This is a genomic window from Paenibacillus sp. FSL K6-1230, from assembly GCF_038002385.1.
In the GTDB taxonomy this organism is placed as follows: Bacteria; Bacillota; Bacilli; order Paenibacillales; family Paenibacillaceae; genus Paenibacillus; species Paenibacillus massiliensis.
In genome coordinates this window covers 3,010,043-3,023,518 of the sequence record NZ_JBBOCK010000001.1, presented here as the reverse complement: position 1 = coordinate 3,023,518, position 13,476 = coordinate 3,010,043, and the positions used below count along the sequence as shown (strand labels likewise).

Sequence of the window (13,476 nt, the reverse complement as noted above, 5' to 3'; positions counted from 1 at the left end):
GTCGCTCCATGCAGATCAGAGCAAGGGGCTCAGTCCCTCCCACTCGATAGACCAGCTTCCATCCTGTGGGAACCCTGGATGGCTGCGCCCTTCGGTTCCTGCCCAGCCCGCAGCCATCATAGCGATGGCCGTTAGTAGCCCACCATTTCCAGGCAAATACGCCCACAAACCTGGACGCTGGTAGTTGTGACCATTAGGCAGGTAGGTATTCTTCGTCGCATCCATCATCAGAAAGTCCAATGCAAGTTCTGGCTCGCCCAACCGGGCTGCGGTCATCGCACACATCGGAAAATCCCAGCCCCAGGCCGATTCCCAGTCCCAGCATGCTTTGACCTTGAGTAGCGTATTTCTCATGATTTGCGTATCAATTAACGTCCCCGGCAGCAGTCCAAGCGCCCCAACCATCGAAGGATGGTCATGATTTTTCTCCGTAAATGTATTCGGGCAGTGCTCATGTGCCAGATAGACGCCATTCGCTTGTGGTGGTCTCGCCATTTGTGAGGCTACAATTGACCAAGCGGGATTGGGCTGCTCCCCTAATCGCTCTGCCCACCGAACCGCGATCTCCAGCCCATATTTCCAGTATTCCAGCTCATATGGCGGATTGAGACTCTCATCCATGGCATGATTCTCCTGAGCCGGTATTAGCGGTGGACCGAGCACATAAGCTTCCCGCTCTTGGTCCCAATGCGCGTAGGATACCATGAAATCAGCCGCTTCAAAAACAAGCTCCCTATATTGCTCCAGCATGGAACGTTCTGGCTGAGCCTGGTAACACATCTCGGCCAAAGCCATGGGATGAGGCTGCTGCCAGATCAGTCCAGGGGCTACTGGTGAAGGGGTCTGACGCCCATCATACGCGACCATCTTGGGCCAACGTGCTCCTGTATATCCTTGGGAGTGAGCCAGCTCACGTGCATTAGGAAGAATACTCAGATACCAATCCATACTGCGTCGCAGCAAGTCGGCACGACCCCATAACGGAAAATGTGCTGCATGCCACCAGTGCATCTCCAGGTGCATCTTCCCGAACCAGCTATTGTACATGTAGCCCGTCTCTTGTGGAGGCATAGAACCGCCACTGTGCACGGCACACAGGAACTGGGACAACACCACCCTGCGCTCCAACTCAGCAGCTCGTGAATCCGTACTCCCCGATAAGTCGATGGCTGCTCCATTAATCCAGAAGGCTTGCCAGTAGGCCGCGCTTGCATGAAGTATAGCTTCAGCCGGCTTCGCTTCTGCCTCACGCGGGGCAAAGGCCACGGAGCAGCACCAGCTCTCAGAGTCCTTGGCTGCCTCAGGATGCAAGGTGAATTCATGAGGATTGGTCTGTTCCAGACGACCAGCATCCCAGATCCATTGCACGGTGTAGCTATCCTCATCCAGCGTACGCGCAATCACTGCAGAATTGTCTCTGCTGGTCGACAGCTCAGTTCTGTGCCTGTGATGCTGGTCCCATTCTGGGAACACAGATCGGGACCAGCTTCGGTGCGTCATATCTGGCGATGGGAACACGAGGAACACTTGTAGACGTCCTTGATGGATTAAGTCGGACTGCACACGAATAGCGATACAGTCGTTCTTCGGATCACAGGCTGTCTCCACCAGCACCTTGATTCCCTGCAGAGTGAACTCACTATGCAGAATCCCGGTCCATAGCTCCAACTCCTGGCGAATAGGAGTCACATCGTTGATCTGAGCCACTTGCCCATCATCCCGTAGCAGGCGAAAGGATAACCGTCCAAGCTGAAGTCGATGCGGATTCTGCCGCAGCCAATGATAAGCATCGTCCTTGCCTGCTGGCTTCATGGGATAAGGCACCTTGCGCCCATACGTCTCATAGGACTGATACTCAATGTCTTCCTCTCCAAATACCTGATGGCCACCCGTACAGTGCCAGCCCCAGTTGGATTGTGTGCCAAGCGGAGCTTCATAGCCCTCGGGATAGCTCTGAAGACCCGTAAAATCCGCGCTGAAAGCGAACTCCCCATTACCAACAGACAGAGGCGATCGCGGCTCGATCTGAGTCAGAATTGGATGATTCCTCGTCACAACTGTATTGCGATCGATTGGTTTGCGATCGTTGGATTTGTGCTTCATGGATTGGCTTCCCTCCTTGATCACGCCGAGCCGAAGTCAAGCAGGACCTCCTGCTTCCGGCAGTGCATCACTGCGGCTGCGCATCATTTCCCTGTATTTGCCCGGCGTAATGTCCTTGTATTTGCGATACACACGAATAAAGCTGTTCTCATGCTGATAGCCGACCATAGAGGCGATCTCGGAAATTCGATAATCCGTATGCAGCAAGAGCTCGCCTGCCCGCTCCATCCGCAGCTTGGTGAAATATCCATGAATCGTATCGTTCATTTCCTGCCTGAACAGTTGACTGGCCAGACTCGTGCTGATGCCAGCATGCTCGGCAATCTCCTGAATGCCGATCGGGTCCTCCAAATGTTCGCTCATGAAAGCAACCATCTGCTGGCACACGATGAAGTCCTTACGCAGCAGCAAGCTCGCGAAATCCTCGGCGATCGCTTCTACCTGCTGACGCAGTAACGCCCCAGCCGCATCCAAATGCATCGTCCGAAGCCCGGAAATATCCATGCTACAGCCTTCTACCCCGCGATTCATCCCCATTCGTTCCAGCTTTGTTGCCATGGTCTCAAGACAGATTAGTGCTGAAGCAGGAGACCATTGCTCGCTTCGCATGCGACTGATCATTCTGTCCAGCACTTTCAATGCCTCTTCCACACTCCCGGCCTGAATGGCCTCCGTAAGCTTACTCATATTCTCATGCTCCTGGGTGGTCAGTTCAGGTTGTTGCGCGCCGTTCAGCTGCTCATAAGAAATGGCGCTTGCATATCCGCGGTACAGTCGATATCCAAGCGCGCTCTCTGCTTCCTGCATAGCTTGCTGGAGCTGCATGAAGCCTGCGTGGTATTGGCTGACACCAGCCGAGATCTGGAATTTGAGCAGCCGCGGTATCATTGAGAGGGCTTCTCCAATAGCTGTGGCTGCATCCGCTCCCTTGCTGTGAACTATCGGCTGTAGCATGACCAACATTCGATCCCGTCCCAGATCGGCGGATAGCGCACGCCACTGGCCTGACAGCAGCTCGGCCACAATATTGCCAATGGCGAACTTCAGCAGCGAGTGGTCTGATTTCCTGAATTGCTCGCACCAGGTCTGATAGTCATCAATGGATAACATGGCAATCGCCAAGGGACGATCACACCAGTCCCCGAAGTAGCGCTCCCATTTCTCGCCGATCTCCCGACTCCCCGCCATATTGCCTGCATAGATATCTGTCAGAAATTTGGCCGATGCCTCCGGCAATGTCTGCCGAAGATTAATCGCTTGCTGAGCATGGTCCGTGAGAAGCTGACTCGTTATTTTCTCCAGATCAATCAGCTCTGGACTGATTCGCTCCTGGTCATAGCCGCTAAGTAGCTGCCTCATTCTTCGCACGGGCCTGAAGGCAGAGGCATTATAGAAGGCAATCGCCCCTGCTCCTGCCGCCAGAGCCAGCAAGGATACCACGAGCACGGTATCACGAATCTTCCGGGTATTCGCCAGCAGGCTATCCTGTGAGACCAATGATAGATAGCGCCAGCCCGTGTAGGGTGACAGAGTCTGTGAGGCCAGCAGAATTCGACCTGCATGCTTGAATTCGCCGAGCTGTTCGCCCTCCAGCTGTGCAAGAATCTGGGCTACCGCCGCCTCCCCGACATCATAGCTGCCGATATGATATAGCGGCTGGCCATTGGTATCCAGAATGAAGCGATGACTCTCCAGATGGGATATGGAAGAGAGCAGCATATGCCCGAACAGCTGGTCCGTCTTGAAGTTCACAGCGATCAGGCCCTTCATCTGACCTGCCAGCATAATTTTCCGATAGAGTGTAACCTGTGTTACAGATTCACCCGAAGTAACGGCAATCTCGCGCTGCTTGACCAGCATAGGTCGGTCCTGAAGCTCTGCAGCCACTCCCACCCATTCCGAATCCGGAAAATTGGACCTGCTAGAGCTATAGCCTTGGGGAAAAGCAACCATGCTCTCCCGTTCCACATCATAAATGTAAGCGCTCTTAATATAAGATGTGCTACTCACTACAGCTTCCAAAAACTGCAGTAGCTCTGTGATATTACGATAAGAGCCTTGCGCTTCGCTCGTGAGAAATTCGTACACATTGCTGTTCAGTGCAATTTTCACCGCAATCTGATCACTTTCCCGAATCACCTCATCAATATCATTCATGCTGATACGCAGCATTTGGTGCTGAGGCTCACTGAGCTCCTGCTGTAATACGGCCTTCGAGGAATAATACGTCGACATGCCCACTGCAATGATGATCATAAAGACGGCAATGGTCAGAATCAGCAGCAGCCGGGTCTGGGTATTGGTGAAATTGAATTTCAGCCACTTCAAAAAGGAAAGGGTCACCGTTATCTCCCACCTTTGTGTGCATTATACCGTCATTATACAGTGCGAGAATGTCCAGTACGACCCACCCTTACTGCCTAATTTGCTTCCCTATGTGGTCCCATTCGCTAATGAGCCCCTCATTTCAGCCGTTTGCTCAGCTTTGCGCAAGTCCTAGCCACTGCTGTGTAAGCCTAATACGAATAACTTCTCACTTCACTTTCTCATACCATTCCTGCACCCTCTGAGTTACTACATCCCCTCCTGACGCTTTCCATTTGCTCACGTAATCATCGTAGGCCTCCAGCGGCAGTTCCCCAATCACTATCTTGGTAAGCACCTCCTGGAACAGCTTATGGGACTGGATGTCCGGGTATCCTTCGTATACGGAAGCCGGAAGACCATCGCCAGCAATCTGCCTGGCATCAGCAGTGCTGACGACGAACATGTCTTTGACCATTTGCTGCTGGTCCTCGGGATAGGTCTCCTCAATCCGTCTGTCCATCTCTTCAGCTGTCGTCAGGTTTCTCATACCCAGCACAAGCGATTTGTTATCTGCAGGTGGAAGAATGACCTTCTTTCCGTCCTTGACGATATGCTGCTCCCCTTCCAGCCCGAAGCGTGTGAATTCATCATTTGCGGGATTGTAGAAAAAGTCCAGCAGCTTCAGAGCGTTCGGAGCATTATCCTGCTTGGCGGCCGGGATCATCCATTCAGGCTCACCCATGCTCTTCTGAGTGACGAATGCTTCAAAGCCTGGCGCTGAGGGCAGTGGCATTGCCGAAATATACGCATCCGGGGCCTGCGTCAGCATGGCATTGTAGCGATCGCGCACATTGGCCGGAAGATGGTACCAGCTGCCTACGAGGTTGTTGTTGATTTTGGCCTGCCAGACTTCGCCCTTGTTCAGGAACGTCTCGTTGTCCAGTAGCTTCTCTTCATACAGCATCCGAATGAACTTGATGGCCTCTCGCATATTGTCGGTTGTCCCTGCATACTGGATTTTCCCATCATAGATATCCCACTCGGGATATCCCTCCCACATAGCCACGCCGTACATCGCGAATAGATGGTCCATCCATCGCCCGAATTCCCGCCCGCTTGTAGGCAATTCATCAGCCTTGCCGTTGCCATTCGGGTCCTGATCACGGAAGGCTTTGAGTAGCTCGACATATTCATCCGTCGTCTTCGGCATCTCCATGCCCACCTTATCCAGCCAATCCTTGCGAATCAGGGGTGCACGCTCCGGGATCAGGAACACTTTGGGAACATAATAGATCTTGCCATCCGGGGAAGCCGAGCGGACAATGTCCCACGCTTCCTGGGGAATGCTCTCCCAGACATGCGGGGCGTATTCGGGCAGCAGCTCATCCAGAGGCAGCGCTCCGCCCTGCTGAATCAGCGTCTGCTCGACACCTCCAATCGGGCGCAATATATCGGGCAGATCATCCGATGCAATCATCAGATTCAAGTATTCCGATGGCTCAGAGCCTGGCGGAGTGGTGACCAGCTCATATTGAACCCCAGTCTGTTCCGCTACGTACTTCACGTGCGGATTATCTGCCTTCGGGATGCTACCGATACCCATGTGACTCTTGAATACTCTCACTTTGACAGCGCCGGAATTCCCGGCCCCGTCGGCCCCCTCTTGTGTTCCGGCATCCGAATTCCCCGCTCCGCAGCCAGCTACCAGCAGTACGGAGATACTGAGCATGAAAGGCAGCAATCTTCGAGTCAGTGGTCTTCTCATACAATCATCCTCCTCTGAGCTTGTGTTATTCCTTCAGCGAGCCGAGCAGCGAGCCCTTCACAAAATACTTCTGTAAATAAGGATACACCAAAATAATGGGAACGCTTGCAAAAAGAATCGTGGCTGCCTTTAACGTTGTGGTGTTGAAGTCGTAATCACCCAAGAACATGTTCACCTGCGCAAGCTCCTCCGGACTGGTCAGATAGCCGCGGAGCTTCATTTGCAGTGGCCACAGGCCGGGATCACGGAGAAAGAGTACGGCCCGCTGGAAGGTATTCCAGTACCCTACAGCATAGAACAGGCTGACCGTAGCCAGTACTGGCTTGGAGAGTGGCAGATAGATCTGGAACAGAATCCGGAAATCATGACAGCCGTCGATTCGCGCTGTATCGTCAAGCTCCTTCGGCAGACTCATGAAGAAGGTTCTCAGAATGATCATGTTGAAGGTACCAATCACTCCGGGTATAATCAACGCCCATATGGAGTTCATCATTCCGAGCTCTCTTACCGTCAGGAAGAATGGAATCATCGGTGCATTGAAGATCATGGTAATCACTATAGCCAGCATCACCTGCTTACGGGGGAGGAATTCCCGACGGGACAGCGGAAAAGCCGTCAGCACGGAGAACAGCATGCTAAGTAAAGTTCCCACTACCGTAATGAAGACAGTAATGCCAAAGGATTGCCACAGGCTGCTACTCTGCGCGATATGCTTCCAGGAGGCTAGTGTAAAGTCGACCGGCCACAGGAATACCTCCTTGGAATCAGCTGCAATTGGAGAGCTGAGTGATACAGCCAGTAGATGAACCAGGGGCAGGAGCATCGTCAGGGCTGCGGCTGTCAGAAAGATATAGTTGGCGATCTGGAAGCATCTTTCACCGATACTCTGCTTCATTACCACAACCCCTCTCCGGTTTTTTTGGCCAGACGATTGAAGATCCAGAGCAGTATAAAGCCTATAACGGACTGGAAGAGTCCGATCGCTGTGGTTACGCTATACTGCCCTTGCAGGACACCCGAGCGATATACATACGTCTCGATAATATCCCCCACAGAGTAGGTCATCGGTGTAAGCAGATTGTAGATCTGATCGAAGCCGAGCTCCAGGAAATTACCGATATTTAGCAGGAACAGGATCAGGATGGTCGGGAACAATGCAGGCAAAGTGATATAGATGGTCTGCTTCCAGCGATTCGCCCCGTCCATCACGGCTGCTTCATACTGTGTGGGATCAATGCCACTAATGGCCGCGAGATAGATGATGGTACCCCACCCTACTTCTTTCCATATGGAGGATAAGACGACAATTGTGCGGAAATACTGCTCCTGCTGCATATACAATATCGGCTCAAAGCCGAACCAGCCGCGAACAGCGTTGACGAATCCGCCTGATGCGAGTACTTCAAAGACAATTCCCCCTACAACGACCCAGGAGAGGAAATGTGGCAGATAGAATATGCTCTGCAGCGCTCGCTTGGCCAGCATTTTCCTCACCTCATTGAACAGCAGTGCCAGCAGGATCGGTGCAGGGAATCCGAGCACCAGCTTATATAGAGCAATAAGCGCCGTATTGCGAAGAACCAGATAGAAATCCTGATACGTGAAAATGAACTTGAAATTATCCAGCCCCACCCATGGGCTGCTCCAGATCCCCCTCATAATCTGAAAGTTCTGAAATGCGATTATGCTTCCTCCCAGTGGAATGTACTTGAAAATAATATAGAACAAAATACCGGGCAGGATCATGACATAGAGCATCCAGTGCTTTCTCATATTACGTAGATAGCTTGGTTTGACAGATGAGTGTACAGTGGCTCCGGGGTGCGGTACGGATGTATCTGACAGCTCAGCCATAATGATCTTCGACCCCCTTTGGCAGATGATGGTGTGACTGACGAGCGAGCTCCTCAGCTCACATGTTAGGGGTCTACGGCTCGGGCTGCAATCATGCAATCGACCACGGAATGAGCCAATTCGCTTCACACACGGAGGTCTGTAGGATCGGTTCATTCGCTGGCGAAACGGTTGGTGCTAGGCATAGCGGGGGTTGGAGCATGAACGCAAAATAAAGCAAGCTCCGTAGGTTCGTTATCCAACCATAGAGCTTGCTTATTTTTTAAAATGGCTTACCTGGTTCCATACATCATTAGCATCTGACCATTATGCTTGGCAAGAGCGATGTAGAATACTCCGCCCATATAGCCGGGGGGAAGGGTTCCTTCAATAATCCATGCTTCAGCTACAGGGTTATAGCTAATCGCAAAAGGGGACTCCTCCAGAATATAGGGATAATGCTGCGCTACATATGGAAATAAGGCCTTCGCAACCGCATGCTCGTCAATCAGCTCACCGAATGCTACAACAGCCCCCATCCGATCCTGCTTAATCAACATGTCGTTATCCGCAAAATAGAGCTCGAACCTTCCAATGAGCTGCTCATCCTCCATATCACGCTTAACCAACGCATACTCAACCTTCTTGTCCTTCTGGTACACCTTCGTCTTGCTTTTCTTCTTGTCCTCGACCTGTATGATGAGGTGATTCACTCGAAGTCGATCTCGCTCCCGGGCCTGCTCTGCCATGAGTTGCTCCCATGAATCCATAAATGTCATCTTGAATCATCCTTAGTTGATGAATTGGTGAACTGTCCCTAATATCTTCTCATGTGGACCCTCACCTGTTCAAGGACAAATCTTTGATGCTTAGCGATCTGCACCAAACACAAGATCAGCAGATGACTTGGCGAGCTCGACGACCTGCATTACCTTCTGGCTATGCTCCAGCATCTCTTGAGCCTTGGCAAGATCTGCTTCCCGAATAATGCGTTCGAATTCAACGAATTCGTCATACATTCTGTGGGCATGGTCCTTCACATCGACTCGAACCGGAGTCTGCTTGTTGGCAACGTATTCGAAGCTGTCTATCACATTAGCTGTGCTGGCCATGCGGATATAGCCTTGATTCCCTTGAATGTTCATCGCGTTCGGAGCGGAGCTGTCTTTGGAGCCAATGCATACACATTTGAAATGACCATAATCCAGCAGAAGAATACCGGAGGTGTCTATTCCTCTCTCCATATTGGCAAGATACTCGACTTTAAGCGGACTGCCGAAGAAGCCTACCACAAGATGAATATTATATAGATTAATATCCATCAGGGCTCCACCGGACATCTCGGGATTAAATGCCGGCAGGACTTCTCCTGCCTTGAAGGCATCATAACGTGAGGAATACTGGGAATAGTTGCATTCCACGATCTTGATGTCACCAAGCTTGGGGAGATACCCCCTCATCGCTGCATAATTCTTCAGATACTGATTGCTGATCGCCTCCAGCAGCAATAGTCCTTTTTGCTGAGCAAGCTCCTTGAGCTCCATAAATTCACGAAGATTAGAGGTGAACGGCTTCTCACAGATGACATGCTTTCCACTTAGCAAAGCTTCTTTGGTGTATGCATAATGAAGATGATTCGGTAGGCCAATATAGATTGTATCCACGCTTTCATTTGCGAGCATCTCCTGATAATCCAGATGAATCGTTTCAATACCATAGGTCTGCTGCCACATCAGCAGCTTCTCTTCATGGCTCGGTCTTGAACTGATTGCAGCCAGGGTAATGGCAGGAATCTCACGGATAAAGCTCAACAGATCCGCCACGATCATACCTGCTCCAACAATGCCCAGTTTCATATTATTCGCACCCTTCCATTCCTTTTTCAAGTATATCCATGACTAGGATCGTCTCTTCATCCCGGATGAACTTCTCCTGTCCATGAACAATCGCCTGGTAGATATCGTCGTAGACACGTGCATAATCCCCACGCTCGGATACGACTTTCTCCTCATGATAATGACCTTCATCATCCATATATGTTAAAATGCCATAGTGCTGAGGCAGATCCACTCCAAAATCCGCATGTCCCTTCGGTAGATAGAATAGCTTCAAATGCTCTTCCTGACGATCCTCGGTCTGCTTGACGAAGACACCTTTAGTGCCGTAAGCGACAAATCTCGGACGAGACTTCAAGCGAAAGAAGCTGGATTTGATCGACACCTTGAACGGACTATAGTGCAGATCAAGATCAAAGTAATCGTTCATTCTACCCGGACCGAGCAGCTGACGCACATCATAATGAATCCTTTCAGGCTCTCCAAAATACGAGATAGCTTGATCAATCGTGTGAACACCGTGTCCATACAAAAAGCTATTGTACTTGGAGTACTGCTTCACAGCGTGTGGTATCTCTGGACGATAGTAATCATAATGCATCTCCACCTCCAGCAGATCTCCAAGCTTACCGGATTCTATGACTTTCTGGGTTGTGAGAAAATCCGAATCATATCGTCGGTTCTGATAGCATTGAATAATGAGATTTTTCTCCTTGGCTTATTGGAAGATATCCTCAGCCTCTGATTTCGTAAGCATGAATGGCTTCTCGACCAATACATGCTTTCCGTGATCAAGAGCCATTTTCGCATAGGAGTAGTGGGACTCTGTGTGTGTACATACAACGACCAGTTGAATCTCCTCATCCTGCATGAATGCAGCTAGATCATCTGTGTACTGAACGCCTGGCACTCGCTCCCACTCCTGCTTCTCCAGGGTTCGGGCAAAGATTGTTTTGACCTTCAAATGCTCCCTATTCAACGAAAAAGGAAGATGATAGCGGTTCGTGCTCTTGCCGTTACCAATATATCCGATAGTCAGCATATTCTTTCCTCCTTGACGTATCTTTAACATCATTATAGTAAAAGAATGCACTGGGTATAGTATTTGCAGATATAACGGTACATTTGATCATTATTCCTACTGAAAACCATTGATTTTTGCACAAAATGTTCATTATAGCTTGATGCAAGTATGCAAAATGTACATTATGAATTGAGGCGAGACTGTTGAAGATCCTGACACAATTATCTGAAATGCATAGCTTCACTCCCAATGAGCAAAGCATTGCTACCTATATTCTGAGCCATAAGGAGCAGATTCTTCAGCTCAACATTCAAGAGCTTGCCAAGGCAACCTATACCTCACACTCCGCCATTAATCGTCTGACTCATAAGCTCGGACTATCGGGCTTTAAGGAGTTCATGATTACGCTTGCCCGGGAGTTCCAGCAAGATAGCCAAAGTCTGTCCCCCGTAGACCCTAACTATCCCTTCAGCGTTGCTGAATCCTCCGTTCAGGTGGCGCGGGAGATCGCTGAATTAATGAAGGAGACCATCGACAAAACTGTCACCTTCATGGACGATGAATTGCTTACACAGACAGCACAGCTGCTGGATCAGGCCGAGAGAATCTTCATATACGCCGTAGGAGACTCGCAAATCCGGGCAAAGAGCTTTCAGAACAAAATGTTCAAAATTAATAAATATGTGATTATAGCGACAGAGCTGTCGGAATGGGCTCACCACACAGTTAATCTTACGCCGCATGATTGTGCCATTTTCTTAACCTATCATGGAAAGTCATCGAGCTATATTAAGGTCGCCCAGCATTTAGCCTTTGAGCGCATTCCATTCATCACTATAACAGCGAGTCGTTATAGCGAGCTGGCACGTCTTAGCACCCTCTGCATACAGGTTCCCAATGATGAGATGAAGCTTGCCAAGATCGGTACCTTTTCTTCGCAGATCGCCTTTGAATATGTGCTGAACGTAATTTATTCCTGCATCTACAAAATCGATTATCAGAACAACCGGCAGCTTCGAACCGAGTCTCTCAAGAGGTTCTACGACGGGGATGGCGATAGGATGAACGATATGTAGCTAAAGAGTTGTGTCAGCTATTCACTCCATGATCGATTATATCCATGCATCGAATCATGGAGTGAATAGCTATAGCCCTATGGGGTCATGTTCAAATAGGTCATGTCGGTTATAATGTACCCTGGTACATATGAAGTAGACAGGAGAGACTTATGGACAGACATAGCAGTTCCAATTCAAAGAAGCTACACAGTGGGACGATTTACCAGGCGATCTGGAGATGGCATTTATATGCAGGCATTATTTTTGCTCCCTTCATCCTGATTCTGGCGGTAACCGGCTCGGTATATCTATTCAAGCCGCAAATAGAGCAACGGATGTATCAGGATTATTATGTTGTAAAGGATGAGGGCAACAAGCTGCCGCCTTCTCAGCTGATCGACACCGTGAAGGCGGCATATCCAGAATATAACGTACTGAGATACCGTCCCGGAGAAGACGCGACCCGTTCTGCCGAAGTGAAGCTAGGGCTTGGAGATGAGAAGCTCACGATATTTGTAGACCCGTACAGCTCCACAATCATTGGCGAGCTGAATGACCGTCATCGACTAATGGATCGTATTGAGGAGTTCCATGGGGAGCTAATGCTTGGAACCGTCGGTGACCGAATTGTGGAACTGGCCGCCTGCTGGGCATTGATTCTCGTCATTACAGGCTTGTATCTGTGGATACCAAGAGACTGGAAGAAATGGAAGGGTGCCTTTGTTCCCCGGATCAACACCTCAAAACGCAATCTGATAAGAGATCTGCATGTGGTCCCTGCCTTCTGGATCTCAGCAGCCATGGTATTCCTGATCATTACAGGATTGCTCTGGTCCGGATTCTGGGGAACAAAGGTACAGACACTGGTGACGAATTCCGGACTCGGCTATCCTCCCTCCATCTGGGTTGGCAGCGCACCTTCCAGTACGTTAAAAACCAAAGACATCGCAGATGTGCCTTGGGCTGCAGAGAATCTGGAGGTTCCTCTCTCCAACCCAAGTCAGGAGTACACACAGCTATCCATTAACAACGTAGTGAATACAGCTAACCAGCTACAGATCTATCCAACCTATGAGGTGATTTTCCCAAAATCCGCTGAGGGCGTGTTCACGTTATCTGTCTTCCCCCCCAAAGCAAGAGATGAGGCTACCGTCCATATCGATCAATATACGGGGGCTGTCTTGGCGGATTATCGCTATGAGCATTATGAGGTGCTTGGCAAATGGATGGCATGGGGGATTACCCTACATAAGGGATTGGAATACGGGTTGCTTAATCAATGGATCGGGCTAATCGTATGTATCGGCATCGCTGGAATTGTAATTACAGGCTTTCTGCTATGGTGGAGACGTAAGCCCAAGACACACATGGGAGCCCCTAGAGCACAAAGCTATGGAAGCATTAAAGGCATTGTAATCCTGCTGATTATCTACGGGCTGCTATTCCCGCTGGTGGGCTTGTCCCTGATCGTGGTTGCACTCCTAGATGTATTAGTCATCACCCGTTCTGCCAAGCTTAGGCAAATATTCAACTCCTAATTCATATAAGTAC

9 protein-coding genes and 1 pseudogene are annotated in these 13,476 nt (G+C 50.1%); 2 read left to right on the top strand and 8 right to left on the bottom strand.

Features of this window, described 5'->3' with window-relative positions; genetic code table 11:
• Positions 1-15: 15 nt before the first annotated feature.
• The 8 genes and pseudogenes from MKX74_RS13090 to MKX74_RS13055 form a co-directional block, all read right to left on the bottom strand.
• Positions 16-2,103 carry a glycoside hydrolase family 65 gene (locus MKX74_RS13090; RefSeq protein WP_341178675.1) on the bottom strand — a complete coding sequence of 696 codons (2,088 nt, stop codon included), beginning with the start codon at positions 2,101-2,103 and terminating at the stop codon, positions 16-18.
• A 36-nt stretch (positions 2,104-2,139) separates the two neighbouring features.
• Positions 2,140-4,446, bottom strand: coding sequence for an AraC family transcriptional regulator (locus MKX74_RS13085; RefSeq protein WP_341178674.1), 2,307 nt, complete (start codon positions 4,444-4,446; stop codon positions 2,140-2,142).
• Between the two features lie 190 nt (positions 4,447-4,636).
• Positions 4,637-6,175, bottom strand: coding sequence for an extracellular solute-binding protein (locus MKX74_RS13080; RefSeq protein ID WP_341178673.1), 1,539 nt, complete (start codon positions 6,173-6,175; stop codon positions 4,637-4,639).
• Between the two features lie 25 nt (positions 6,176-6,200).
• The gene (locus MKX74_RS13075) at positions 6,201-7,070 is read right to left on the bottom strand and encodes a carbohydrate ABC transporter permease (protein ID WP_341178672.1); all 870 of its coding nucleotides are present in this window, start codon (positions 7,068-7,070) and stop codon (positions 6,201-6,203) included.
• On the bottom strand, positions 7,070-8,029 hold the full coding sequence (locus MKX74_RS13070) for an ABC transporter permease (protein ID WP_028591160.1): 960 nt from the start codon (positions 8,027-8,029) through the stop codon (positions 7,070-7,072). Before MKX74_RS13070 ends, MKX74_RS13075 begins: the two co-directional genes overlap by 1 nt.
• 272 nt (positions 8,030-8,301) lie before the next feature.
• On the bottom strand, positions 8,302-8,787 hold the full coding sequence (locus MKX74_RS13065; RefSeq protein WP_341178671.1) for an NTF2 fold immunity protein: 486 nt from the start codon (positions 8,785-8,787) through the stop codon (positions 8,302-8,304).
• Between the two features lie 90 nt (positions 8,788-8,877).
• Complete coding sequence (locus tag MKX74_RS13060) at positions 8,878-9,864, bottom strand: Gfo/Idh/MocA family protein (protein ID WP_341180573.1); 987 nt, start codon at positions 9,862-9,864, stop codon at positions 8,878-8,880.
• Position 9,865: 1 nt separating this feature from the next.
• Positions 9,866-10,885 (bottom strand): annotated as a pseudogene (locus tag MKX74_RS13055) (Gfo/Idh/MocA family oxidoreductase).
• A gap of 185 nt (positions 10,886-11,070) precedes the next feature.
• Here MKX74_RS13055 and MKX74_RS13050 point away from each other — a divergent pair.
• Together MKX74_RS13050 and MKX74_RS13045 are read left to right on the top strand one after the other, a co-directional pair.
• Complete coding sequence (locus MKX74_RS13050; RefSeq protein ID WP_341178670.1) at positions 11,071-11,943, top strand: MurR/RpiR family transcriptional regulator; 873 nt, start codon at positions 11,071-11,073, stop codon at positions 11,941-11,943.
• 152 nt (positions 11,944-12,095) lie between these two features.
• Positions 12,096-13,463: a PepSY-associated TM helix domain-containing protein gene (locus tag MKX74_RS13045; RefSeq protein ID WP_341178669.1), complete on the top strand. Its 1,368-nt coding sequence runs from the start codon at positions 12,096-12,098 to the stop codon at positions 13,461-13,463.
• Positions 13,464-13,476: the final 13 nt, after the last annotated feature.